This window comes from Rhodanobacter sp. OR87 (genome assembly GCF_000473345.1).
GTDB classification, from domain to species: domain Bacteria; phylum Pseudomonadota; class Gammaproteobacteria; order Xanthomonadales; family Rhodanobacteraceae; genus Rhodanobacter; species Rhodanobacter denitrificans.
The window spans coordinates 71,625-94,378 of record NZ_AXBJ01000006.1 but is presented as its reverse complement, the minus strand read 5'-3'; the positions used below and the strand labels follow the sequence as shown (position 1 = coordinate 94,378).

21 protein-coding genes and 1 pseudogene are annotated in these 22,754 nt (G+C 68.7%); 14 read left to right on the top strand and 8 right to left on the bottom strand.

The genetic code is table 11. From position 1 onward, the window contains the following. Nucleotides 1-98 precede the first annotated feature (98 nt). The 4 genes from RHOOR87_RS0107590 to RHOOR87_RS20285 all read left to right on the top strand — a co-directional run bounded on the left by RHOOR87_RS0107590 (nucleotide 99) and on the right by RHOOR87_RS20285 (nucleotide 5,043). Complete coding sequence (locus tag RHOOR87_RS0107590; RefSeq protein WP_007508049.1) at nucleotides 99-1,607, top strand: N-acetylmuramoyl-L-alanine amidase; 1,509 nt, start codon at nucleotides 99-101, stop codon at nucleotides 1,605-1,607. 49 nt (nucleotides 1,608-1,656) lie between these two features. Beyond that, nucleotides 1,657-3,483, top strand: a complete 1,827-nt coding sequence (gene mutL / locus RHOOR87_RS0107585) for a DNA mismatch repair endonuclease MutL (RefSeq protein ID WP_027484685.1) — start codon at nucleotides 1,657-1,659, stop codon at nucleotides 3,481-3,483. Between the two features lie 33 nt (nucleotides 3,484-3,516). After that, nucleotides 3,517-4,422, top strand: coding sequence for a DUF1684 domain-containing protein (locus RHOOR87_RS0107580; RefSeq protein WP_027484684.1), 906 nt, complete (start codon nucleotides 3,517-3,519; stop codon nucleotides 4,420-4,422). Between the two features lie 129 nt (nucleotides 4,423-4,551). Continuing rightward, nucleotides 4,552-5,043, top strand: coding sequence for a hypothetical protein (locus RHOOR87_RS20285; protein ID WP_155950924.1), 492 nt, complete (start codon nucleotides 4,552-4,554; stop codon nucleotides 5,041-5,043). A 129-nt stretch (nucleotides 5,044-5,172) separates the two neighbouring features. Here the strand turns inward: RHOOR87_RS20285 and RHOOR87_RS0107575 are convergent, their stop codons facing one another. After that, entirely contained in the window at nucleotides 5,173-5,955 is a 783-nt protein-coding gene (locus RHOOR87_RS0107575; protein ID WP_027484683.1) for an enoyl-CoA hydratase-related protein, read from the bottom strand. Nucleotides 5,956-6,121: 166 nt separating this feature from the next. On the opposite strand from RHOOR87_RS0107575, the gene RHOOR87_RS0107570 reads away from it, so the two are divergent. From RHOOR87_RS0107570 to RHOOR87_RS0107555, 3 genes and pseudogenes are all read left to right on the top strand, one after another. Then, the gene (locus RHOOR87_RS0107570; RefSeq protein WP_015448198.1) at nucleotides 6,122-6,844 is read left to right on the top strand and encodes an FKBP-type peptidyl-prolyl cis-trans isomerase; all 723 of its coding nucleotides are present in this window, start codon (nucleotides 6,122-6,124) and stop codon (nucleotides 6,842-6,844) included. A 38-nt stretch (nucleotides 6,845-6,882) separates the two neighbouring features. Continuing rightward, a pseudogene (locus RHOOR87_RS0107560) lies at nucleotides 6,883-7,664 on the top strand (DUF1289 domain-containing protein). After that, nucleotides 7,661-8,509, top strand: coding sequence for a sulfurtransferase (locus RHOOR87_RS0107555; protein WP_027484681.1), 849 nt, complete (start codon nucleotides 7,661-7,663; stop codon nucleotides 8,507-8,509). The pseudogene RHOOR87_RS0107560 and the gene RHOOR87_RS0107555 overlap by 4 nt, the downstream one beginning before the upstream one ends. Nucleotides 8,510-8,618: 109 nt before the next feature. Here the strand turns inward: RHOOR87_RS0107555 and RHOOR87_RS0107550 are convergent, their stop codons facing one another. After that, nucleotides 8,619-9,377 (bottom strand): enoyl-CoA hydratase/isomerase family protein, encoded by a 759-nt coding sequence (locus RHOOR87_RS0107550; protein WP_027484680.1) that lies wholly within the window; start codon nucleotides 9,375-9,377, stop codon nucleotides 8,619-8,621. Between the two features lie 18 nt (nucleotides 9,378-9,395). Beyond that, complete coding sequence (locus RHOOR87_RS0107545) at nucleotides 9,396-10,850, bottom strand: DUF4139 domain-containing protein (protein WP_027484679.1); 1,455 nt, start codon at nucleotides 10,848-10,850, stop codon at nucleotides 9,396-9,398. A gap of 190 nt (nucleotides 10,851-11,040) precedes the next feature. On the opposite strand from RHOOR87_RS0107545, the gene RHOOR87_RS0107540 reads away from it, so the two are divergent. Continuing rightward, the gene (locus RHOOR87_RS0107540) at nucleotides 11,041-11,541 is read left to right on the top strand and encodes a GNAT family N-acetyltransferase (RefSeq protein WP_027484678.1); all 501 of its coding nucleotides are present in this window, start codon (nucleotides 11,041-11,043) and stop codon (nucleotides 11,539-11,541) included. On the opposite strand, the gene RHOOR87_RS0107535 is transcribed toward RHOOR87_RS0107540, so the two are convergent. The 3 genes from RHOOR87_RS0107535 to uvrA are packed head-to-tail and all read right to left on the bottom strand — an operon-like array spanning nucleotide 11,538 to nucleotide 15,569. Then, on the bottom strand, nucleotides 11,538-12,176 hold the full coding sequence (locus RHOOR87_RS0107535) for an AraC family transcriptional regulator (RefSeq protein ID WP_027484677.1): 639 nt from the start codon (nucleotides 12,174-12,176) through the stop codon (nucleotides 11,538-11,540). The genes RHOOR87_RS0107540 and RHOOR87_RS0107535 overlap by 4 nt on opposite strands. 7 nt (nucleotides 12,177-12,183) lie before the next feature. Next, nucleotides 12,184-12,636: a thioesterase family protein gene (locus RHOOR87_RS0107530; protein WP_027484676.1), complete on the bottom strand. Its 453-nt coding sequence runs from the start codon at nucleotides 12,634-12,636 to the stop codon at nucleotides 12,184-12,186. Further along, nucleotides 12,633-15,569: an excinuclease ABC subunit UvrA gene (gene uvrA, locus RHOOR87_RS0107525; protein WP_027484675.1), complete on the bottom strand. Its 2,937-nt coding sequence runs from the start codon at nucleotides 15,567-15,569 to the stop codon at nucleotides 12,633-12,635. Before uvrA ends, RHOOR87_RS0107530 begins: the two co-directional genes overlap by 4 nt. A gap of 149 nt (nucleotides 15,570-15,718) precedes the next feature. Here uvrA and RHOOR87_RS0107520 point away from each other — a divergent pair, with 149 nt between their 5' ends. The 6 genes from RHOOR87_RS0107520 (at nucleotide 15,719) to RHOOR87_RS0107495 (ending at nucleotide 19,646) form a co-directional block, all read left to right on the top strand. Next, the gene (locus RHOOR87_RS0107520) at nucleotides 15,719-16,345 is read left to right on the top strand and encodes a DUF2059 domain-containing protein (RefSeq protein WP_027484674.1); all 627 of its coding nucleotides are present in this window, start codon (nucleotides 15,719-15,721) and stop codon (nucleotides 16,343-16,345) included. Nucleotides 16,346-16,455: 110 nt separating this feature from the next. Further along, the gene (rplU, locus tag RHOOR87_RS0107515) at nucleotides 16,456-16,770 is read left to right on the top strand and encodes a 50S ribosomal protein L21 (RefSeq protein ID WP_007511941.1); all 315 of its coding nucleotides are present in this window, start codon (nucleotides 16,456-16,458) and stop codon (nucleotides 16,768-16,770) included. 20 nt (nucleotides 16,771-16,790) lie between these two features. Then, the gene (gene rpmA / locus RHOOR87_RS0107510; RefSeq protein WP_007511939.1) at nucleotides 16,791-17,048 is read left to right on the top strand and encodes a 50S ribosomal protein L27; all 258 of its coding nucleotides are present in this window, start codon (nucleotides 16,791-16,793) and stop codon (nucleotides 17,046-17,048) included. 165 nt (nucleotides 17,049-17,213) lie between these two features. Beyond that, nucleotides 17,214-18,293: an Obg family GTPase CgtA gene (cgtA, locus tag RHOOR87_RS0107505; protein WP_007511937.1), complete on the top strand. Its 1,080-nt coding sequence runs from the start codon at nucleotides 17,214-17,216 to the stop codon at nucleotides 18,291-18,293. Nucleotides 18,294-18,472: 179 nt separating this feature from the next. Further along, nucleotides 18,473-18,799, top strand: a complete 327-nt coding sequence (locus tag RHOOR87_RS0107500; RefSeq protein ID WP_027484673.1) for a cupredoxin domain-containing protein — start codon at nucleotides 18,473-18,475, stop codon at nucleotides 18,797-18,799. A gap of 4 nt (nucleotides 18,800-18,803) precedes the next feature. Beyond that, nucleotides 18,804-19,646 (top strand): FTR1 family protein, encoded by an 843-nt coding sequence (locus tag RHOOR87_RS0107495; RefSeq protein WP_007511933.1) that lies wholly within the window; start codon nucleotides 18,804-18,806, stop codon nucleotides 19,644-19,646. A gap of 21 nt (nucleotides 19,647-19,667) precedes the next feature. Here the strand turns inward: RHOOR87_RS0107495 and RHOOR87_RS0107490 are convergent, their stop codons facing one another. Then, the gene (locus tag RHOOR87_RS0107490; RefSeq protein WP_231381744.1) at nucleotides 19,668-20,888 is read right to left on the bottom strand and encodes a J domain-containing protein; all 1,221 of its coding nucleotides are present in this window, start codon (nucleotides 20,886-20,888) and stop codon (nucleotides 19,668-19,670) included. 164 nt (nucleotides 20,889-21,052) lie between these two features. Continuing rightward, nucleotides 21,053-22,741 (bottom strand): molecular chaperone HscC, encoded by a 1,689-nt coding sequence (locus RHOOR87_RS0107485; RefSeq protein WP_027484671.1) that lies wholly within the window; start codon nucleotides 22,739-22,741, stop codon nucleotides 21,053-21,055. Nucleotides 22,742-22,754 lie beyond the last annotated feature (13 nt).

Here is a 22,754-nt window from a genome sequence, read left to right as displayed (position 1 = left end):
CCATAACTTGACGCAGCGTGATGAATGATGCGCAGGTTATGGATATTCAAGGGAAAGTATCTTGCATTCCTCGCAAGGCTGCGTTTCAATGCCGCGTCATGAGGGGTCAGCTGAACAACCGGTGCGGATGGGCTGTCGTCGCGATCCTGGCGGCGCTGCCGCTGTGTGCGGCGCAGGCAGCGGAACTGGAAGGCGCGCGGGCCTGGGCCGGCCCCGAATACACCCGCGTGGTGCTCGACGCCTCCGGCCCGCTGCGTTACTCGATCAGCCAGAAGGATGGCCAGGTCGTGGTGGACCTGCCCGGCAGCCGGGCGGCCCGCGGTTTTTCCAGCCCGGCCGCCCAAGGCCTGTATCGCGGCATGAGCCACGCCCGGGTCGGCGACGGCCTGCAACTGACCGCGAAGGTCGACCCGGCCAGCCACCTGAAGAGTTTCGTGCTGAAGCCGGCCAGCGGCACGGCCTACCGGCTGGTACTGGACCTGTATCCGGCCGGTGACGGTGCCGGCATCGCCGCCGCTGCGGCGCCGCACCGTGCCGCCGCACCGGCGGCCGTCACCAAGACGCCGGCGGTGCTTCCGTCGTACAGCAACCCCACGCACAGCCGCCGGGTGGCGGCCGAGCAGGCGGCGGCGATGCTCGATGGCCAGCGCCAGGTGGTGGTGGCGATCGATGCCGGCCACGGCGGCAAGGACCAGGGCGCGCATGGTCCCGGCGGCACGCTGGAGAAAAACGTCACGCTGGCGGTGGCGCGCGAACTGGCGGCGCAGATCAACCGCCAGCCCGGCATGAAGGCCGTGCTGACCCGCGACAGCGACTTCTTCATCCCGCTCACGCAGCGTTATCGGATTGCCCGCGAACACAATGCGGACCTGTTCGTGTCGATTCACGCGGACGCATTCACCAGCGACGACGCCCGTGGTTCGTCGGTGTGGGTACTGTCGCCGCGCGGCAAGACCAGCGAGGCCGCGCGCTGGCTGGCCGACCGCGAGAACCGCGCCGACCTGATCGGCGGCACCACCCTGGACGACAAGGACGACAGCCTGGCCAAGGTGCTGCTCGACCTGCAGCAGGGTTGGGCGATGCAGGCCAGCGACGTGGTCGCTGGCAACGTGTTGAAGGCACTGGCCCAGTTGGGACCGACCCACCGCGGCTATGTCGAGCGCGCGAATTTCGTGGTGTTGCGTTCGCCGGACGTGCCCTCGATCCTGGTCGAGACCGCGTTCATCAGCAATCCCGCCGAGGAGCGCAAGCTGCGTGATCCGGCGCACCAGAAGAAGCTCGCCGAGGCGGTGATGGGCGGCGTGCGGAATTATTTCGAATCCACGCCGCCGCCCGGCACCTGGTTCGCGGCCGAGGCTGCGCGTCGCAATGGCGTGCAACTGGCTTCCGGTGCGACTGCCGGCGCAGGCAAGGTGGCGGCGTCGGCCAGCCGGTCTGTGGCTCGTGCGCAGGAGCCCGCGCACGACGTGCACAAGGTCGGCCACGGCGAGAGCCTGGGCAGCATCGCGCGGCAGTATGGCGTCAGCGTCAGCGCATTGAAGAACGCCAACCGGATCAACAGCAACACGGTGCGCGCAGGCACCACGCTGACCATCCCCGCCGGCTGATCCCGGCTGCGCCAGCGGCCTGGCCGGCGATCGCTGCTAAAGTTCGCGGATGACCGTCATCCGCCCGCTTCCCCCCGAGCTCATCAACCAGATCGCCGCCGGTGAAGTCATCGAGCGCCCGTCCTCGGTGGTCAAGGAACTGGTCGAGAACAGCCTCGACGCCGGCGCCACCCGCATCGAGGTGGAGATCGAGGCCGGCGGCGCGCGGCTGATCCGCGTGCGCGACGACGGCGACGGCATCCATGCCGACGAACTGCCGCTGGCGGTGGCCTCGCATGCGACCAGCAAGATCGGCAGTTTCGACGACCTGGAACATGTCGCCAGCATGGGCTTCCGCGGCGAGGCGCTGGCCTCGGTATCGTCGGTGGCGCGCTTCGCGCTGACCTCGCGCGTGCGCGACCAGGACGCCGCCTTCCGCATCGAGGTCGATGGCGGCGGGCTGCAGGCGGCGCGTCCGGCGCAGCATCCGCAAGGCACCAGTGTCGAGGTGCGCGACCTGTTCTACAACGTGCCGGCGCGCAAGAAGTTCATGCGCGCCGAACGCACCGAATTCGCGCATATCGACGACCTGCTGAAATCGCTGGCGCTGGCGCGCAGCTCGGTGGAGTTCCGGCTCAGTCACAACGGCAAGCCGGTGCGTATCTGGAAGGCGGCGTGCGACGAACAGGCGCAGCTGGTGCGCGTGGCCGAGGTGCTCGGCGAGGAGTTCCCGGCGCAGAGCCTGCGCATCGACCACGCCGCGGCGGGCCTGCACCTGTCCGGCTGGGTCGGTCTGCCCACCGCGTCGCGCGCGCAGGCCGACGCGCAATATTTCTACGTCAACGGCCGGCTGGTGCGCGACCGCATCGTCGCCCACGCGGTGCGCCAGGCCTACGCCGACGTGCTGTTCCACGGTCGTCACGCCGCGTTCGTGCTGTATCTGGAACTGGATCCGGCCGGGGTCGACGTGAACGTGCATCCGGCCAAGCACGAGGTGCGTTTCCGCGAGCAGCGGCTGGTGCACGACTTCCTGTTCCGCACCCTGCACGAGGCGCTGGCGCAGACACGTGCGGGGCAGGTGGCCTCGCCGGTGCAGGCGGAGGACGGCCATCTGCGCCTGGCCAGCGCCAGCGCTTCGCCGCCGCCCGGCATGCCGGCGGTCGCCGCGGCGTCGGCTTGGCTCGGGCGTGCCGGGCAGAGCCGGCTGGCGCTGGGCGTGCGCGAGGCTCCGCTGGCCGACTACGCCGCCCTGCTGGGCGAGTCGCCGCGCATGGCCGGCACCGCACCGATGCCGGCCGCCGACGACGCCGAATCGCCGCCGCTGGGCTACGCCATCGCGCAGCTGAAGAGCATCTACGTGCTGGCCGAGAATGCGCACGGCCTGGTGCTGGTGGACATGCACGCGGCGCACGAGCGGATCACCTACGAGAAGCTGAAGTCCGGCCGCGTCACCAGCAACCTGCGCTCGCAGGTGCTGCTGGTGCCGCTGTCGATCGCGGTCAGCGCGAAGGAGGTGGCGGCCGCCGAGGAACATGCCGAGGCGCTGGCCGAGTGGGGGCTGGAATTGTCGCGCAGCGGCCCGGCGACGATCGTGGTGCGGCGCATTCCCGCGCTGCTGGAAGGCGCCGACGTGGGCCAGCTCAGCCGTGACGTGTTGTCCGAACTGGCCCAGCACGGCAGCTCGCGCCGGCTGCAGGAGCTGGAGAACGAACTGCTCTCCACCATGGCCTGCCATGGCTCGGTGCGTGCGGGACGGCGTCTGACCATCCCCGAGATGAATGCGCTGCTGCGCGAGATGGAGGCGACCGAACGCTCCGGGCAGTGCAATCATGGGCGTCCGACTTGGGTCCAGCTGAGTCTGGCCGAGCTCGACAAGTTGTTCATGCGCGGCCGTTGACGCGCCTTCAAGAAAACATTGCCGGAGATATTGATGATACGTACCAGCCTGTTTGTTGCCGCCGCCATCCTGGGAGTCGCCACCGTGCCAGCCGCCACCATCGACAACTACAAGCAAAGCATCGAGCAGTGGCGTGCCGGGCGGATCGAGCGGCTCACCGCGGCGGACGGCTGGCTGAGCCTGATCGGGCTGGAGTGGCTGAAGGAAGGCGCGAACCGCGTCGGCAGCGCCGCCGATAACGACATCGTGCTGGGCACCGGGCCGGCGCACCTGGGCGTGGTCACGCTGGCGCACGACGGCAGCGTGCGCATGGTGCTGGACAAGCACAATGGCGCGACGATCGACGGCAAGGCCGTGGCCGAAGCGCCGCTGGTGGATGACGCCCAGGTTGCCGGCGACGCTGCGCCGACGCGGGTGGCGTTCGGCAGCGCGAGCTTCTACGTGATCGACCGCGACGGCCGCAAGGGGCTGCGGGTCAAGGACACGGAAGCGCCATCGCGCAAGCACTTCGCCGGCATCGACGCGTTCCCGGTCGACCCGTCGTGGCGGATCGAGGCGACCTGGCTGCCGGCGGCACCGGGCGAGACGCTGGAGATGGGCACGGTGATTGGCACCGTCGACAAGTACCCGGTGCCGGGCAAGCTGGAGTTCACCCGCGACGGCAAGCGCTTCGAGATTCTGCCGGTGATCGAGGTGCCGGGCGACGCGCAATACTTCATCGTGTTCGCCGACCGCACCAGCGGCAGGGAAACCTACGGTGCCGCGCGCTTCCTGTACATCGACCCGCCCAGGGACGGCAAGGTCGTGCTGGACTTCAACAAGGCCTACAACCCGCCGTGCGCGTTCACCCCGTTCGCCACCTGCCCGCTGGCGCCGCCGGAAAACCGTTTGGATCTGAGAGTGACGGCCGGCGAGAAAAAATACGCTGGCGCGCATTGACAGTTGTCGGCGATGGTGGGGCGTGACCTCGCAAATTGCGCTTGACAATTTCGATTGACAGAACTAGTGGTTGCCACGGGTAGGCGTGACTACATGGCTTGCCGGTTTCTTTGAAGTGAGGGATTACTCATGAAACGCGCTGTAATTCTGTTGTCGATGGTGGCTTTTTTGCTGTGCATGGGATCTGCCATCGCGTTTGATTCGCCTGCCTCTGGAGCGCAAGTGGTCCGCATCACTACCACGCGCCATATTGCGGCTGGAACTGCCGAGTACGCACAAGTTCAGGCTTTTCTCCAACATCCAGACATGGATCTTCGAACCAGCCAGAGTGCCATGGGTGACTTCACGCAGCTGGGCGATTTTGTGGTCACATGGTCAAGGCAGGTGAATGGACCTACATTGGTCGGGACAATCAGCCCTCAGGCTTCGGTGCCTGAGCCGCCATTTCCACCCCCGGGAGGTCATCATGCCGTCGGCGATACCTACAAGGTATCGACTTGTCTCTCGGGATATACCCAAGAGTGGGAATACACGTATGTCCATTATCCTGATGGATCGTCCGGTTGGGAGTTGACGGAATACAAGAGGAACGTGACCAACTCCTGCTCGCGTGCGACATAAGCAGATTTTGCGAAACGAGTTGCGGCTCAGCAAAGCGGAGGCCCTGTTGTCTGATGCCCTGATGTAAAGCGGAGGCGCTACCTGCCTTGCGAACTGCGCCTCCGCTCTTGTCACTTGTCCTCGGCGGTTTCAGCGTCCCTTGAACTCGGCCTTGCGTTTCTGCAGGAACGCCGTGGTGCCCTCGCGCATGTCCTCGGTGGAAAACGCCAGTGCGAAGCCCTGCGTCTCGAACTCCAGGCCCTGGTCGATGGCGCTCTCGCCGCCTTGCAGCACGGCGTCGAGGATGCCGGCGGCGGCCAGCGGCGCGGCGGCGGCAAGCTGGTCGGCCAGCGTGGTCACGGCGTCGTCCAGCGCCTCGGGCGCCACCACGCGAGTGACGATGCCCAGCTCGTACGCGCGCTGCGCGCTGATCGGCGCGCCGGTCAGGCACAGCTCCAGCGCGGCGCCACGACCGGCCAGCCGCAGCAGCCGCTGGGTGCCGCCGAAGCCGGGGATCAGGCCGAGGTTGATCTCCGGCTGACCGAACTTTGCCTTCTCGCTGGCCACGCGCAGGTGGCAGGCCATTGCCAGCTCCATGCCGCCACCCAGGGCGAAGCCCTGCACGCGCGCGATCACCGGCTTGCCGAGCCGCTCGATCGACGCCATCAGGCGCTGCCCGGCGCGCGAGAAACCCTGCGCCTGCACGCTCGTGTAGCCGTTCATCTCGGCAATGTCGGCGCCGGCGACGAAGGCCTTTTCGCCCGCGCCGGTCAGCACCACCACACGCACGGCGTCATCCTGCGCGGCCTGCGCGAACACCAGGCTCAGCTCGTTGAGGGTGTCGCGGTTCAGTGCGTTGAGCTTGTCCGGGCGGTTGACGACGATCGTGCGGACGGCGCCGCGGTTGCTGATTTCCAGATTGCGGTAGGCCATGGGCCGGCTCCTGACGGTGGTTAGTCCGCGATGGTAGCAGTGGGAACCTTTGCCGCCGCGGGGTTTCTCAAGCCACGAACGCCGGCGCTGCACGAAGCGCGCTGACCGCTTAGGATGAACCGTCAGGATCGACTGTCCGATAGGGAAGGGCCCGGTGGAGAAAGGCATGACACATCTGCGTTGCGGGTTGCTCGGCGCAGCGCTGTTGCTGGGCGGCGCGGCACATGCGCAGAGCGCCGCGTCGGCGCCGGCAACGAAGCCCGACAAGGTGAAGTTGTCGTACGCGATCGGCTACCAGATCGGCAGCCAGTTTGCCGACGGCAAGCCGGACGTGGAAATCCCGGTGCTGCTGCGGGCGATCCAGGATGCCTACGCCAGGCGCCACCCCAGCGTATCGATGCAGGACATGCATCAGCAATTGCAGCGGCTCGACCAGCAGATGCACGCCGATGCGCTGGCCGAGTTCAAGCGGGTCGCCGCCGCCAACGCGCGCAAGAGCGCACAGTACCTGGCGCAGAACCGGCAGCGGCCCGGCGTGGTGCAGCTGCCGTCGGGTATCCAGTACGCCGTGCTCAGCGCGGGCAGCGGCAAGGCCAGCCCCACGGTGACCAGCACGGTCACCGTGAACTACCGCGGCATGCTGGTGGACGGCACCGAATTCGACAGCACCTGGGCGCATGGCGCGCCGGTCAGCTTCACCGTCGACAAGGTGATCCGCGGCTGGCAGGACGTGATCCCGCGCATGCATGTGGGCGATCGCTGGAAGGTGGTGATCCCGCCGCAACTGGCCTACGGCGAAACCGGCGCGCTGCCGCGGATCGGGCCGAACGAGGCGCTGGTGTTCGAGATCGAGCTGCTCGCGATCAAGCCGGATACGGGCAAGCCCTGAAAGCCGACGCCAACCCCGCGGTGGTAGCATGGCGGGGCATGTCGAACACCCCGCATCCCGCCGAACCGCCGCCCTTGACGCCCTGCATCGGCACCTGCCGGCTGGATGCGCGCGGCTATTGCGTCGGCTGCCGGCGCACCGGCGAGGAGATCGGCCGCTGGCGTGCGATGGGCGACGCCGAACGGCTGCGCGTGATGCGCGAGATCCTGCCGCTGCGCAGGGTGCCATGATCGACCAGCTGGTCAGTGCACTGCGACCGTTGTCGACGCCGCCGATCGGACCGGGCTGGAACCACGCGGACATGTCCCGCTTGCTCGGCAACAGCGAGCGCCTGCCGGCCGCGGTATTGATGGGTTTTCGCGAAGGCGTGCAGCCGCGGCTGGTGCTGACCGTGCGCACCGACCACCTGCAGGCGCATGCCGGCCAGGTCGCGTTTCCCGGCGGGCGCAGCGATCCCGGTGACGGCGACGCGCTGGCCACCGCGCTGCGCGAAAGCGAGGAGGAAATCGGTCTCGATCGCACGCTGGTGACGCCGCTGGGCTACCTCGACCGCTTCGAGACGATCAGCGGCTACTGCATCACCCCGGTGGTGGCGCGGATCGCCGCCGAGGCCAGGTTGTATCCGGCGCCGGCCGAGGTAGCCGAGGTGTTCGAGGTGCCGCTGGCGTTCCTGCTGGAACCGGCGAACCTGCGCCGCTACACCATGGAGTTCCGCGGCCATCGCCGGCCGATGGTGGAATTCGTCCACGGCGGCCACCGTATCTGGGGCGCCACCGCCGCGATGCTGTACAACCTGCTCGAAAGGATGGGACGGACATGACGCTGAAAACCACCCTGATCGACGTCGCCGCGCTGGCCGCGTTGCCGGCGAGCGACGTGCTGATCGTCGACTGCCGCGTCGACCTGGTCGACCGCGCGCAGGGCGAGCGCAGCTACCTGGCCGGGCACGTTCCCGGCGCCGTGTTCGCCGACCTGGAGCGCGACCTTTCCGACATGTCGCGCGTGCCCGCGGGACTGGGCCGGCATCCGCTGCCGACGGCGGCGGCGTTCAGTGCCGTGCTCGGCCGCTGGGGCTGGGTGCCTGGCCTGCAGGTGGTGTGCTACGACACCGGGCCGGGCGCGTTGGCGGCGGCGCGGCTGTGGTGGCTGCTGCGCCTCGCCGGCGTACGGGAGGTGGCGGTGCTCGACGGCGGTTTCGCCGCATGGCAGGCGGCCGGGCAGCCGCTGGAAACCGCCGCCCATCGGCGCACGTCCACCGCGGTGGCGCTGGCCTGGGATGCGCGGCAGGTGATCGTCGATCACGCCGCCCTGCATGCCGCGCCGGCGCCGCTGCTGCTCGATGCCCGCGCCGCCGCGCGCTACCGTGGCGACGTCGAGCCGCTGGATCGCGCCGCCGGCCACGTGCCCGGCGCGCGCAACCGGCCGTACCTCGACAACCTGTGCGCCGACGGCCACTTCAAGCCGCCGGCGCAGCTGCGCGAGGAATTCGCCGCGGTGCTGGGCGATACCGCGCCCGACCGGGTCGTGCACATGTGCGGCTCCGGCGTCACCGCCTGCTACAACCTGCTGGCGATGGAACACGCCGGCCTGCACGGCTCGCGGCTGTACGCGCCGTCGTGGAGCGGCTGGGTCAGTGATCCGTCGCGGCCGGTAGCGACAGGCTGACGGGCAGGAGCGCAGCCTGTCCACAAGGGACTTCCTTCGCTCGCGCGCGATGCGCTGATGTCGATCGGAGCCAAGAGCATCGCGCGCCGGGTGCGCTCCTGCAGCGCATTCATTTCTTCTCTTTGAGCCGCGCGACCAGTTGCTGCAGCACCGCCTGCGTCTGCGGATGGAAGAACGCGTCGACGAAATCGTCCAGCGGCAGCGCGTCCATGTCCGCGTAGGCGGCGGCGAGGTCGGCGCGGGCCAGCGCGCGGGTGGTCAGCATCGCGTGCGAGGGCAGCGCCAGCAGGTCGCCGAGCCAGCGGACCGCGCGGGTGGTGACCTGGTCGACGCCGGTGAGCTCGTCGACGAAACCGCAGGCAAGCGCCGCGGATGATTCGATCATTGCGCCGGCGACCAGCAGCCGTTCGGCGCGGTAAGTGCCGACCACGCGGCGCAGCGCCAGCTGGATCGCCTCGGGCACGATCAGCCCGACCTGCACCTCGTTGAGGCCGATCCGGTACGGCCCTTCGGCCATCACCCGGTAGTCGCAGAACAGCGCCAGCACCGCGCCGCCGGCCGGGCTGTGGCCGGTGATCGCCGCCACCAGCGGGATCGGCGCACGGGCGAGCGTGCCGCACAGTGCGAAGAACTCGCGCCAGTATTCGCGTACGCCGGCGCGGTCGCGTTGCAGCAGGGCCGGCACGTCGACGCCGGCGGAGAATAGCCCCGGCGCGCCGGACAGCACGATGCCGCGCACGCCGCCCTGCACGGCATCGTCGACGGCGGCACGCAGCGCGCGCAGCAGTTCCAGGTTCAGTGCGTTTACCGGCGGGCGGGCGAGCTGGATCTCGCGGATGCCGTGGTCGTGGTTGCCGAGGTTGAGCATGAAAAACTCCGGTCGGGGTTATTGCGGTTGTTCGTCGGCGGTCCAGCGGTAGCGCACCGCATAGTCCAGCGCGGCCTTGCCGCCGGCCGGCACTTCGATGCGGAACTCCAGCGTGTCCGGCGTCTGTGCGCTCGGCTTGCTGCTGGAGGAGACCAGCGTCCACTGGCGCCAGCGGCCGGGATGCTCGCGCACGGTCACCGTGCGGGCGCTGTCGCCGGCGTTGCCGAGAGTGATGCGGAACGCCTCGTCCAGCGTGCGGCCGGCCTTGTCCACCTGGAAGGCGGTGCGCTCGCGTGCCGCGCGCAGGTCGAAGGCGGTGCCCAGCGTGATGCTGGCGTCGCTGCCTTTCGGAGTGTCCTCGATGCGGCCTTCGCCGATGAACTGCGGCGTGCCGTGGCGGTCGGCGGTGAGCACGCGCAGGTAGCCGGCCGGCAGGCTGTCGAACGCTTTCAGCTTCAGCGTGCTGACGATGGCGCTGCCGCCGCCCGGGTTGTAGTCGCGTTCGAGGATCGGCCGTGGCGGCTGGTAGCGGTTGCCGTTTTCGTACAGCGCGGTGCGTTCGCAGTCCAGCGTGCGGTCGACATACAGCGGCACCTGGCTGACGCTGCCGTCGGGCAGTTCGACCGTGCCGGGCAGGGTGTAGCTGCGGTAGTCGCCGAGGCTGTCCTGCTGCGGCAGGGTTTCGGCCTTCGCGCTGTAGCCGCGCGCCATCGACGCCATCGGCCGCGGTGCCGAGGCCTTGGCCATGTTCGGTTCGCCGGCAATCAGGGTGACTTGCGCATCGTGCCAGTCGCGGCCGCTGCGGTTGGCGATGCTGGCGCGCGACTCGAAGCGCATGCGGCAGGCTGCGCCAGGCTGCAGCGTGGCCACGTACGCGGCGCGCCAGCCGAGGCCGGCGGTGGGGTAGCTGAGCACGGCGCGGGCCTGGCCAGCACGCGCAGCGTCCACGCGCAGGCTGAGGCTGGAGCCGAGCGGAAAGCCGCCTTCGGCACTGCGCACGGCGGCGTAGTCGCGCACCAGCGTGGTGCCGGTGGTGCCGCGCACCAGCAAGCCGTTGCCTGCGCGCAACAGGGTACCGCCGGCCAGCGCTTCGCCGCTGCCGCCGAGCACGCTCACCTCGTGTCCGACCAGACCGCTCAGCGCTGCGCCCGCACCTTGCGCCAGCAGCAGGCGCTGCGAGATCACCTTCGCGTTGCCGTCGGGAAAGCCCAGCGCCAGCGCCTCGGCGTCGAGCGCGTTCGGCAGGTCGCCGACCACCACGTCGTGGACGCCGGCGGCGAGGTTCAGCGAACGCTGCTCGCGTACCACCGCGTAGCCTTCGTCGACGTCGCCGCCGCCCTGGCTGGCGTACAGCGCGGGGCTGTTGCTGCGATACAGGGTGAGTGCCGTGCTGTCGGTGGCCCGTGCCGTCGATGCGCCGGCCAGGGCGGCCAGGCAGGCGAGGGCAAGAGCGGGGCGATGTGCTGTCGTCATGAGGCGCCTTCCATCGTGGGGACCGAATCGCCATCATAGCGACGGCGCGGGCAGGCCGTGCGTCGATCGCGTCACTGCGTGTCCGGGATGCGCCCGGCCGCGGGCCCGGTGCACCGCCGGTCAGGATTGTCCAAGCGTCGAGGGCACCGATTCACTATCGTGCTGCGCGAATTCCCACCGGCGAGCGGACATGCCTGCACCTTCGACGATCGACATTGCGCCTGCCCGCCTGCCGGACGACATTGAGCTCGTGCGCGGCTTGTTCGCGGAATACATCGCCGGTCTCGGCGTTGATCTTTCCTTCCAGGACGTGGGCGCGGAACTGGCGCAACTGCCCGGCAAGTACGCCCTGCCGCGGGGCGTGATCCTGCTCGCGCGCGACGGCGCGGGAGCGGCGCTGGGCTGCGTGGCGCTGCGGCCCTGGCGGCAGCCGGGCGTGGGCGAGATCAAGCGCCTCTACGTGAAGCCCGCGGCGCGCGGGCAGGCGCTGGGGCGGCGGCTGGCCGAGGCGGCGATCGCGTGGGCTGCCCAGGCCGGCTACGCGCGCGTGCTGCTGGACACGCTGGCTTCGATGCAGGCGGCCCGGCAGCTCTACGTCGCGCTGGGGTTTCGTCCGGTAGCGCCGTATTACGACAACCCGGTGCCGGGTACCTTGTACATGGCGTTGGAACTGGGGCCGGGCGCGGCCTAGGCGGCCATGGCCCAGCCTGCACGGAAGGCGGCCGGGGTCAGGCCGAACGTCTTCACGAATTCGCGGTTGAGATGGGCCTGGTCGCAGAAGCCGGCGTCGAGCGCCGCCTCGATGATCGGTGCGCGCTGATGCAGCAGCGTCTTCGCCTTGTGCACGGCCAGCAGGACGTGGAAGTTGTGCAGGCTGCTGCCGGTCGCGCGGCGGAACGCACGCGCCAGGTGGCCGGCGGAAACCGCGCAGGCCTGCGCGATCGCCTCCACGTCGGTACGCAGCGAAGCTCGTTCGGCCAGCAGGGCCATCGCCTGGACGCCGAGCGCATCGAGGGCGCCTGGCGTGGCGGCGTCGTTTGCGGCGGGCGGCACGAAGCGTGAGCTGAAAGCCCAGCCGCTGCCATCCACTGGCTCGAAACGATGGATCACGCCGGCCGGCACCACGACGGTATTGCCGGCGACCACCTCGCGGCAGGCGTCGGGAAGGCGCAGCCGCGCCCGTCCCGCCAACACTTGCACGACTTCGTCGCCGGCGTGGAAATGCGGCCGGAAGCGCCAGGCATGGCGCGCACCGGCGATCGTTTCGATCCGGCCGGAACCGGTTGCGCTGACCGCGAAGGACGTGCGGGCGAGGGCGGTGCGCATGGGTCGTTCATCCCACGGCGATGCGGATCGCCTCGGGCAACGGCACCGGCTTGCCGCTGGCCGGATCCATCCACACCATCACCACGTGGCCGTCGCAGTACAGCTGGTCGGGGTGTTCGGCGTCGAGCACTCGATGGGTGATCGTCATCGAGCTGTTGCCCATGCGCTCGCAGAACAGCTGCACCTGCAACTGCGCCGGCCAGGCGATCGGGCGGCGGTAGTTGACCTGGCTGGCGGCCATCACCGGCATCGCGTGGTCGTCGAACCACGGCCCGGGTACATGGCTCAGCCACTGCAGCCGAGCCTCTTCCAGGTAGGTGAGGTAGTTGGAGTTGTTGACGTGGTTGAACGCGTCGAGGTCGCGCCAGCGCACGCCGATCGAGGCGACGTGCAGCGGCTGGCCGGTGTCGGCGGCCGGCTCGGTCGTGCCGCTGGCGTCGGCGGTCCGGGTCGGGCTCATGATGATTTCTTCTTCCCGCGCATCGGCTTGTACTTGTCGGCCGAGGCGATGTGCTTGGTGGCGGCCTTGACCCGCTGGGCGGTGCCGGGCTTTTTCGGCTTGGCCGGTTTCAGGTGCGGCGCGAGGAAGTGGCCGGTGTGTGATTCGGGCGTGGCGGCCACGGTCTCCGGCGTACCGGCAACCAGGATGCGGCCGCCGCCGGCACCGCCCTCGGGGCCGAGATCGACGACCCAGTCGGCGGTCTTGATCACGTCCAGGTTGTGCTCGATCACCACCACGGTGTTGCCCTGGTCGACCAGCTGGTGCAGCACGTCGAGCAATTGCTCGATGTCGTGGAAGTGCAGTCCGGTGGTGGGCTCGTCGAGGATGTACAGGGTGTTGCCGGTGTCGCGCTTGGACAGTTCCTTGGACAGTTTCACGCGCTGCGCCTCGCCGCCGGACAGCGTGGTCGCGCTCTGGCCGAGCTTGATGTAGTCGAGGCCCACCGCGCGCAGCGTGTCGAGCTTGCGCGCGATGGTCGGCACGTTCTCGAACAGCTTCAGCGCGTCCTCCACCGTCATGTCGAGCACGTCGGCGATGGTGTGGCCCTTGTACAGGATCTCCAGCGTCTCGCGGTTGTAGCGCTTGCCGTGGCAGGCGTCGCAGGGCACGTAGACGTCGGGCAGGAAATGCATCTCGACCTTGAGCATGCCGTCGCCCTCGCAGGCCTCGCAGCGGCCGCCGCGCACGTTGAAGCTGAAGCGGCCCGGCGTGTAGCCGCGTGCGCGCGCCTCGGGTACCTGCGAGAACATGTCGCGCAGCGGAGTGAACAGGCCGGTGTAGGTGGCGGGGTTGGAGCGCGGCGTGCGGCCGATCGGCGACTGGTCGATGTCGACCACCTTGTCGAACAGCTCCAGCCCGGTCACCGACTGGAACGGCGCCGGCTGCGCGCTGGCGCCGTTGAGTTCGGCCGCGGCAAGGCGGAACAGGGTGTCGTTGACCAGGGTCGACTTGCCCGAGCCGGACACGCCGGTGACGCAGGTGAACAGCCCGGCCGGGATCGCCAGGTCGACGTTCTTCAGGTTGTTGCCGCTGGCGCCGTTCAGGCACAGCCAGTAGGCGTCGTCGTTGGGCAGGCGGCGCTGTTTCGGCACCTCGATCGCCCGCTCACCGGAGAGGAACTGGCCAGTGACCGAGCGCGGCGAGTCGAGCATGTCCTGCACGCTGCCCTGCGCCACGATCTCGCCGCCGTGCACGCCGGCACCGGGGCCGATGTCGAGCACGTGGTCGGCCATGCGGATCGCGTCCTCGTCGTGCTCGACCACGATCACCGTGTTGCCGAGGTCACGCAGGCGGGTCAGCGTGCCGAGCAGGCGTTCGTTGTCGCGCTGGTGCAGGCCGATCGAGGGTTCGTCCAGCACGTACATCACGCCGACCAGGCCGGCGCCGATCTGGCTGGCCAGGCGGATGCGCTGCGCCTCGCCGCCAGACAGCGAGTCGGCCTGGCGGTCCAGGGTGAGGTAGTTCAGGCCCACGTCGTTGAGGAAGCTCAGCCGCTCGCGGATTTCCTTGACGATCTTCACCGCGATCTCGCCGCGCCAGCCGGCGAGCTTCAGCTCCTCGAAGAACGCCAGCGCGTCGTCGATCGAGCGCGCGGTGAGCGAGGGCAGGGCGTGGTCGGCCACGAACACGTTGCGGGCCGAGCGGTTCAGCCGCTGGCCGGCGCACTCCGGGCAGGGCTGGTCGCTGATGTACTTGGCCAGCTCTTCGCGCACCGCGGCGGATTCGGTTTCCTTGTAGCGCCGCTCCAGGTTCGGCAGGATGCCCTCGAACGCGTGCTCGCGGGTGACCTTGCCGCCGCGTTCGGTGATGTAGCGGAACGCGATCCTGTCCTTGCCGCTGCCGTACAGGATGGCCTTCTGGACGTCCGCGGGAAGCTTGTTCCACGGCGTGTCCACGTCGAAGCCGTAGTGCGTGGCCAGCGACAGGATCAGCTGGAAGTAGTGCGCGTTGCGCCGGTCCCAGCCGCGCACCGCCCCGTTGGACAGCGGCAGTTCGGGGTGGCCGACCACGCGCGCCGCATCGAACACCTGGGTCACGCCCAGGCCGTCGCAGGACGGGCAGGCGCCGATCGGCGAGTTGAACGAAAACAGCCGCGGCTCCAGCTCGGGCAGCGAGTAGTCGCAGACCGGGCAGGAATAGCGTGACGAGAGCATCTGCTCCTTCGCGTTGGCACCGGCGTCCATGTTGGCCAGGATCACCAGTCCGTCGCCCAGCCGTAGCGCGGTCTCGAACGATTCGGCCAGGCGCTGCTTGATGTCCTCGCGCGGACGGAAACGGTCGATCACCACCTCGATGGTGTGCTTCTGCCGCAACGTCAGCGGCGGCACCGCATCCAGGTCGAACACGGTGCCGTCGACGCGCGCGCGCACGAAACCCTGTGCACGCAACTGCTCGAACACCTGCACATGCTCGCCCTTGCGCTCGCGGATCACCGGCGCCAGCAGCATGTAGCGCTGCTCAGGGTCGAGCGCCAGGGTGGCGTCGACCATCTGGCTCACCGTCTGCGCCTCCAGCGGAATGCCGTGATCGGGGCAGCGCGGCGTGCCGACGCGGGCGTACAGCAGGCGCAGATAGTCGTACACCTCGGTGATCGTGCCGACGGTGGAGCGCGGGTTGTGCGAGGTGGATTTCTGCTCGATCGAGATGGCCGGCGACAGGCCTTCGATGTGGTCGACGTCGGGCTTCTCCATCATCGACAGGAACTGCCGTGCATAGGACGATAGCGACTCGACGTAGCGGCGCTGGCCTTCGGCGTAGATGGTGTCGAACGCCAGCGAGGATTTGCCGGAGCCGGACAGGCCGGTGATCACGATCAACTGGTCGCGTGGCAGGTCGAGGTCGATGTTCTTGAGGTTGTGCGTGCGTGCGCCGCGGATGCGAATGGTGTCCATGGACGCCGGATATGGGGGGGAACGCGCACTATACCAACCTGGGCAGGTCAGTTATTGCCGCTTCAGCCGGAAAGTTCCGGTGGGCGGCGGCGTATGGCCTAATGCGAGGCTTCCCGGCCGCCACGCCGCTACCTCGGAGATCACTGCCCATGCGTACCCGGATCCGGATCGGCGCCTTGCTGTGGCTGCTCGTCAGCTGCGGAGCGGCCACGGCTGCCGTGACCGCCAGCGAGCAGCAGGTGCGTGACCTGTTCAAGGTGATGCGGGTGGAACAGACCCTCGGCCAGATGAACACGCAGATGGCCGCGCAGATGCGGCAAAAGCTTCCCTGCGTGCCGGCGGAATACTGGCAAGGGTTCGTCGACGGCGACGGCGCCACCGCCGTGGTGCAGCGCATGGTCCCGGTGTTCCAGCGCCATTTCAGCGGCGAGGAGATCGACGGGCTGCTCAAATTCTACCGCTCGCCGCTGGGCCAGAAGGTGCTGACCGAAATGCCGGCGGCCATGGCCGAGGCGACCCAGGCCGGCCAACAGTGGGGGCAGGAGCGCGCCCGCACGATGCTGCAGGAGCTGCAGAAGAAGGGCAGCCTCGACGCACAGGGCCGCTGTCCGGCGGTGCCGGAGGCGGCCGACGAGGGCGAGGCCAAACCCGCGGCCCGGCCGGCGAAGAAGCATGTCCGGCACAAGCCGGTGCACCATCACAAGCCGGCAGCCAAGCCCAAGCCGGCGACACCGGTGCCGGTGAAATCCGCGGCGCCGGCGGCACCCCAGTCCTGACCGGCTGGTCAGGAATTGACCAGCCGCCGGTGGCCTCGCTATACTTCTGCGTTCGTTCCGGCCGGTTCGGGGCGAAACACCCAAGAGAATAACGACAGAAGGGCATTTCCATGAGTTATGCAGTCATCAAGACCGGTGGCAAGCAGTACCGTGTGCAGCAGGGCGACGTGCTGCGCGTGGAGCTGCTGACCGCCGACGAAGGCGCCACGGTCAGCTTCGACCAGGTGCTGCTGGTCGGTTCCGGCGAGTCGGTCACCGTTGGTGCGCCGGTCGTCGAAGGCGCCACCGTCAGCGCCACCGTGCGCAAGCACGGCCGTGCCGACAAGATCCGCATCATCAAGTTCCGCCGCCGCAAGCACTACAAGCGTCAGCAGGGCCATCGGCAGCATTTCACCGAAATCGAGATCACGGGCATCAACGCCTGATTCAGCCGGAGTAGAAAGTCATGGCACACAAGAAGGCAGGCGGTTCCACCCGCAATGGTCGCGATTCGAACCCGAAGTACCTCGGCGTGAAGATCTACGGTGGCCAGGCCATCGAGGCCGGCAACATCATCGTGCGTCAGCGCGGCACCCAGTTCCATCCGGGGGCCGGCGTGGGTCTGGGCCGCGATCACACCTTGTTCGCACTGGTCGACGGTACCGTCCAGTTCAAGATCCGCGGCGCGAAGAATCGTCGTTTCGTCGACGTCGTCCAGGCGTAAGCCTTCCGCGATGCGACAGCGAAGGCCCCGCTTCGGCGGGGCTTTTGTTTTTTGTCACGGGATGTCGAGATTCGGGCCTCGCAGAAGCCAGCACGCGTCCCGTCCCGTACCATGTCCACGATGGGCTGCTCTTCCCAATCCCCAATCCGGAATCCCGGTTCTCCAATGAAATTCGTCGACGAAGCAAACATCAAAGTCCAGGCCGGTGACGGCGGCAATGGCTGCATCAGCTTCCGCCGCGAGAAGTTCATCCCGTTCGGTGGCCCCGACGGCGGCGATGGCGGTTTTGGTGGCTCGGTCTGGCTGGTGGCCGACGAGGGCCTGAACACCCTGATCGACTTCCGCCACCAGCGCAGCTTCAAGGCGCAGCGCGGCGAGAACGGCATGGGCAGCCAGATGTACGGCAAGGGCGGCGAGGACACCACGATCCGCGTGCCGGTCGGCACCATGATCACCAATGTCGACACCGACGAGGTGATCGGCGACCTCACCGCCCATGGCCAGCGCATGCTGGTGGCGCAGGGCGGCAAGGGTGGCCTGGGCAATATCCATTTCAAGACGTCGGTGAACCGGGCGCCGCGCAAGGCCACCCCGGGGACCCCGGGCGAGGTGCGCGAGCTGAAGCTTGAACTGCGCCTGCTGGCCGACGTCGGCCTGCTCGGTTTCCCCAACGCGGGCAAGTCCACCTTCATCCGGGCGGTGTCGGCGGCGACGCCGCGAGTGGCGGACTACCCGTTCACCACGCTGCATCCGAACCTGGGCGTGGTCAGCCTTGGCACCGACCAGAGCTTCGTGATCGCCGACATCCCCGGCCTGATCGAGGGCGCCTCCGAAGGTGCCGGGCTGGGCATCCAGTTCCTGCGCCACGTGGCACGCACCAGCCTGCTGCTGCACATCGTCGACATCGCGCCGATCGACGGCGCCGACGTGGCCGGCCAGGTGCGCGCGATCGAGCAGGAACTGCAGAAATTCAACCCGGAGCTGCTCGAACGCCCGCGCTGGCTGGTGTTGAACAAGGCGGACGTGCTGCCGGAGGACGAACGCCAGGCGGTGGCGCAAGGCATCATCGACAAACTGGGCTGGAGTCAGCCGTGGTTCCTGATCTCGGCCATCGCGCGCGAGGGCACGATGGCGGTGTGTCAGCAGGTGCAGCGCTTCTTCGAGTCGCAGCGTGAGGCCAGCGTGGAGCGTACCGACATGCTGCCGAACGACGTACGTCTGCGCGGGGAAGCGCCGCAAGGCTGATTCAGGCTGCCGGCGCCGCGTCGCGGGTCCGGATCGACGCAAGGCGGTTCGCGCCTGCCGGCATGACGGCGGGCGTGGCCGAGCGATGCCGACTGGCGGCATGCCGAACGATCGGGTATCATGCGCCCATTGAATGAGAATGACTATCAGTCATTTACCCGAAACACAGGAGCACTCCCATGCTACGCCTGCTGCCGTTCGTGTTCGCCCTGTCGTTGCCGCTGCTGGCCAGCGCGGCTGACACGACCAGCTACACGCTGACCTTGAAGGATCACCGCTACCAGCCCAGCGAGCTGCGCATCCCGGCGGATACCCGGGTCAGGCTCGAACTGGTCAACCAGGACGCCTCGCCGGAGGAGTTCGAGAGCGATGACTTCCCGGTCGAGAAGATCGTGATGCCGAACAGCCGCACCAGCTTGTTGATCGGCCCGTTCAAGCCGGGGCACTACCGCTTCTATGGCGATTTCCACCAGCCCACCGCGCAGGGCACGTTGGTGGTGGAGTAGCGCCATGGGAGCCGTAGCCCTGCTGGTATTTCGCGAAGTGCTGGAGGCGGCGCTGATCGTCAGCGTGGTGGCGGCTGCCACCCGTGGCGTGCCCCGGCGCGGCTGGTTCATTGGCGGCGGGATCGCGCTGGGGGGCTTCGGGGCGGTGCTGGTGGCCTTGTCGGCCGACCTGCTGGCCGCGGCGTTCAGCGGCGTCGGGCAGGAACTGTTCAATGCCGGCGTGCTGCTGGCGGCGGTGCTGATGATCGGCTGGCACGTGCTGTGGATGTCCAGCCACGGCCGCGAGCTGAGCCGGCAGATGCAGTTGCTGGGCAATGCGGTGCACAGCGGCGCCAGTTCGCTGGGGCTGCTGCTGGCGGTGGTGGCACTGGCGGTGCTGCGCGAGGGCTCGGAGGTGGTGCTGTTCCTGTACGGCATGCGCGCCGGCGGTGCCGAGCACCTGTGGGCCGGCCTGGCGATCGGCGTGGTCGCCGGTGCGGCGCTGGGCTTCGCGCTGTACGCGGGCCTGCTGCGCATCCCGCTGCGGCACTTCTTCGGCGTGACCAACGCCATGCTGGTGCTGCTGGCCGCGGGCCTCGCCTCGACGGCCGCGCGTTACCTGATCCAGGCCGACTTGCTGCCGGCTTGGGGCAACCAGCTGTGGGACAGCTCGTGGCTGCTCGGCAACGGCTCGGTGCCGGGCCAGACCGCGCATATCCTGGTCGGTTACGATGCGCAGCCGGCCGGCATGCAGCTGGTGTTCTACGCCTTGACCCTGCTCGCGTTGTGGATGGGCGCGCGTTTCGTCAAGCGCCAGCCGCCGACGCGGCCCCTGGATGGCCAGCCCGCCGTGCACCCGGCCTGCTGACGACGGGTTGGCGCGCCCGGGTTATCCCGCTTCGGCGCTGCGCTGGCGCTGCTTCCGCAGGTCTGCCGTCCAGGCCAGCATGGCCAACGCGGCGATGATCTCGCCGAAGGACACCAGTTCACCGCCCCGCCCGGCGTTCAGTACGCCGTGCAGCACGGGAATGGCCAGCAGGCTCATCAGCCGCACGTGGCCCGAGCGAAGCAGCGCGTGCCGACTCGCGTGGCGGTACCAGTAGCGACGCACGGCCAACCAGAAGGCCGGTGCGATCAGGACGAGACCGAACCCGTCCAGCCCTTCTGCGCCAAGGACCACGCCGCCCGCGCACAGCGCCGGCACCAGGTACGCGCGCACGGAGCGGCGCGCGGTCATGCATTCGGGCCGGAGATACCAGGAAACGAGCAGCGACCAGGCCATCCACAGGGTCCACAGCGCGCTGGGGATCATCAGCATGCCGATCGCGATCAGCATCGTTTGAAGCGACATGCGGCCGCTGAACCACTGGCTCAGCAGTGGCGCCAGCAGCATGCCGAGCAGCAGCATCGCCGCGCTGCGTGCGCCGCCGAGGATCAGTCGCGGGCGAGTGACCCGATCGCGTTCGGCCGCCGCGCGCCAGAAGGCAAGCTGGCGACGGTCGATGGCGGCGGGAAGATCCTCCGGATGGTTGTCGCTCACGCCGTCGACGAAGTCGGCGATGAGTCCGGCATTGGCGCTGTTCATGCCGACGAACAGCACCCGCGGCCAGCGGAACGGACGCATCAGCAGCCGCACGATCCAGTGCGCCCGCCGGCGCTGCGAGGAGCTGCGGATGGCCAGGCGCGCGGCCAGGACCTCCCGGTCGGCGACTTCCAGTTGCCAGGCCAGTCGTGTGCGCCGCTCCAGTTGCAGCAGGGCCAGCGGATCGTGCCCGGCCAGGGCGTGGTCGAGGTCGAAGAAACGCAGCAGGGTTGCCAGGCAGTTGGCCGGCATCGGCGGGACCTGCCGGTAGAGCTTTTCCATCAGGGCATGGCCGGTGCGGGCCTTGCGCTGCAGCGACCACAGCTCCGGCCGGCCGGCCAGCCATGCCTGCAGCGCCGGCGCGTCGCCGGCCGCGGCGAGTTCGAACGCGGCGGTGCAGAAGGCGTCGGGGTCGACATGCGGAAGCGTCGGTGGCTCCGGCGCGGCGGGCAGGGGCTCCGACCGTGTCGGCACGAGAACCGATCGGTCCATCGGCGGGTTGAAAGACGCTGCCAGTTCGCCGGTCATGCATGCCCGGCAGTGCTGCAGTGCCGCCTGGTAGGCGGCATGCAGGCGCTGGAACCCCTGCGGGTCGTCCTCCGGGCGGGTGGTCCGCAAGCGCTGCGCATAGGCACGCTTGATCGCGCGCTCGTCGGCATCCGCCGCCAGCCCGAGCAGCTCGAACGGCGACATCAGGCGGACTCCAGCGTGTCCAGCGCGCGGGCGAACTCGCGGCGATGCTCGCGGATGAGGGCGTCGTCCTGGCTTTCCAGCGCGGCGCGGAAACGCGCGATCCACTCCTGCAGCTTGTCCCGTGCAAGCAGGTGTTCCTCGTACAGGCGCTCGGCGCGCGCCAGCACGGCGAGGTTTTCCTGCTTGCTGCGGGGATGCATCTTGATGTCGTTCAGCGCGGCCAGACGCTCGCGGATCTGCTGCGCATCGAGCAGGCCGGGGTTCTGTTCCAGCAGCAGTTCGTAGCGGCGGTCGTCGGCATGCACGCGCGCCTCGACCTGCAGCACGCCGTTGATGTCGTAGGTGAAACGCACGGTCACCGCGTTCTGCGCGATCGGCAGCGCGGGGTCGATGTCTACCGTCAATGCGCCCAGCTTGATGTTCTTTTCCACCAGCGGGCTTTCGCCTTGGTAGACGTCCAGTTGGAGTTGCCTCTGGCGTTCGTGGATCGGCCAGAAGGTTTCCTCGCGACTGACCGGTACGCTGTTGTTGCGCTGGATGATCGGCTCGAAGAATCCCGTCACCACGCGCCCCCGTTCGTCCCGTCGCGCCACCTCGGTACCGAGCGAGTAGGGGCAGACGTCGGTGAGGATGACCTCCTCCAGCTGCTGGTCGCGCGATTTCAGCCCGGCGGCGATGCAGGCGCCCAGTGCGATCGCCCGATCCGGATTCACGTGGCGTAGCGGCAGCCGGCCGAACATGCGCGATACCGTCCTGGCGACCAGCGGCATGCGGCTGGCGCCGCCGACCAGCACGATTTCGTCCAGCTGTTCCGGCTTCAGGCGGGCGTCGCGCATCGCCCGTTCCAGTGGCGCGCGCATGCGCTGCACCAGCGGGTCGGCAAGCCGGGCGAAGCGGTCCTCGTCGATCTGCCATGCCAGCTGCCGGTCACCCAGCGAGAGCTCGACCTGTGCCTGGCCACGGCTGCCAAGATCGCGCTTGGCCGCTTCCAGCCGGCGACGCAACTGGCCACGCTGGCTTGCGTCCAGCGCGCTGTCGGCGAGCTTCAGGTCGGCGCGGCAGGCCTGTTCGAGCAGGTCGAGGAAGTCCTCGCCGCCGAGGAAGTTGTCACCGGCGCTGGCGTGCACTTCCACCACGCCCTCGAACATCTCCAGCACCGAGACGTCGAAGGTGCCGCCGCCCAGGTCGAAGACGAGGAAGCGGGCGCCATCGGCTTTCTCGCGCAGGCCATAGGCCAGCGCGGCAGCCGTGGGCTCGTTGATCAGTCGCTCGACGCGGATGCCGGCCAGTTCGCCCGCCGCGCGGGTCGCCTTGCGCTGGGCGTCCGAGAAGTATGCCGGCACGCTGATCACCGCTTCGTCGATCTTTTCCCCGAGCGCCGCCTCGGCATCGGCGATCAGCGAGCGCAGGATCAGGGCGGAAAGCTCTTCCGGACGGAAGCCGTGCGCGCCAAGCCGTGTTTCGCGCGGGCTGCCCATCCAGCGCTTGAAATTTGCCACGCTGGCCTGCGGATGGCTGACCATGCGGTCGCGCGCGGGCTGGCCGACGACGACCTGGCCGGACGCGTCCATGCTCACCACCGAGGGCGTCAGGAACTCCCCCAGTGCATTCGTAAACAGCCGTGGCCCCGTCGCGTCGTGGCAGCCGATCAACGAATGCGTGGTCCCCAGATCGATGCCGACGATCATCCCTGACTTCCCC

Coding starts and splice junctions, on each gene's coding strand:
- RHOOR87_RS0107590 (WP_007508049.1), top strand. CDS start 99: ATGAGGGGTCAGCTGAACAACCGGTGCGGATGGGCTGTCGTCGCGATC.
- mutL (WP_027484685.1), top strand. CDS start 1,657: ATGACCGTCATCCGCCCGCTTCCCCCCGAGCTCATCAACCAGATCGCC.
- RHOOR87_RS0107580 (WP_027484684.1), top strand. CDS start 3,517: ATGATACGTACCAGCCTGTTTGTTGCCGCCGCCATCCTGGGAGTCGCC.
- RHOOR87_RS20285 (WP_155950924.1), top strand. CDS start 4,552: ATGAAACGCGCTGTAATTCTGTTGTCGATGGTGGCTTTTTTGCTGTGC.
- RHOOR87_RS0107575 (WP_027484683.1), bottom strand. CDS start 5,955: ATGGCCTACCGCAATCTGGAAATCAGCAACCGCGGCGCCGTCCGCACG.
- RHOOR87_RS0107570 (WP_015448198.1), top strand. CDS start 6,122: ATGACACATCTGCGTTGCGGGTTGCTCGGCGCAGCGCTGTTGCTGGGC.
- RHOOR87_RS0107555 (WP_027484681.1), top strand. CDS start 7,661: ATGACGCTGAAAACCACCCTGATCGACGTCGCCGCGCTGGCCGCGTTG.
- RHOOR87_RS0107550 (WP_027484680.1), bottom strand. CDS start 9,377: ATGCTCAACCTCGGCAACCACGACCACGGCATCCGCGAGATCCAGCTC.
- RHOOR87_RS0107545 (WP_027484679.1), bottom strand. CDS start 10,850: ATGACGACAGCACATCGCCCCGCTCTTGCCCTCGCCTGCCTGGCCGCC.
- RHOOR87_RS0107540 (WP_027484678.1), top strand. CDS start 11,041: ATGCCTGCACCTTCGACGATCGACATTGCGCCTGCCCGCCTGCCGGAC.
- RHOOR87_RS0107535 (WP_027484677.1), bottom strand. CDS start 12,176: ATGCGCACCGCCCTCGCCCGCACGTCCTTCGCGGTCAGCGCAACCGGT.
- RHOOR87_RS0107530 (WP_027484676.1), bottom strand. CDS start 12,636: ATGAGCCCGACCCGGACCGCCGACGCCAGCGGCACGACCGAGCCGGCC.
- uvrA (WP_027484675.1), bottom strand. CDS start 15,569: ATGGACACCATTCGCATCCGCGGCGCACGCACGCACAACCTCAAGAAC.
- RHOOR87_RS0107520 (WP_027484674.1), top strand. CDS start 15,719: ATGCGTACCCGGATCCGGATCGGCGCCTTGCTGTGGCTGCTCGTCAGC.
- rplU (WP_007511941.1), top strand. CDS start 16,456: ATGAGTTATGCAGTCATCAAGACCGGTGGCAAGCAGTACCGTGTGCAG.
- rpmA (WP_007511939.1), top strand. CDS start 16,791: ATGGCACACAAGAAGGCAGGCGGTTCCACCCGCAATGGTCGCGATTCG.
- cgtA (WP_007511937.1), top strand. CDS start 17,214: ATGAAATTCGTCGACGAAGCAAACATCAAAGTCCAGGCCGGTGACGGC.
- RHOOR87_RS0107500 (WP_027484673.1), top strand. CDS start 18,473: ATGCTACGCCTGCTGCCGTTCGTGTTCGCCCTGTCGTTGCCGCTGCTG.
- RHOOR87_RS0107495 (WP_007511933.1), top strand. CDS start 18,804: ATGGGAGCCGTAGCCCTGCTGGTATTTCGCGAAGTGCTGGAGGCGGCG.
- RHOOR87_RS0107490 (WP_231381744.1), bottom strand. CDS start 20,888: ATGACCGGCGAACTGGCAGCGTCTTTCAACCCGCCGATGGACCGATCG.
- RHOOR87_RS0107485 (WP_027484671.1), bottom strand. CDS start 22,741: ATGATCGTCGGCATCGATCTGGGGACCACGCATTCGTTGATCGGCTGC.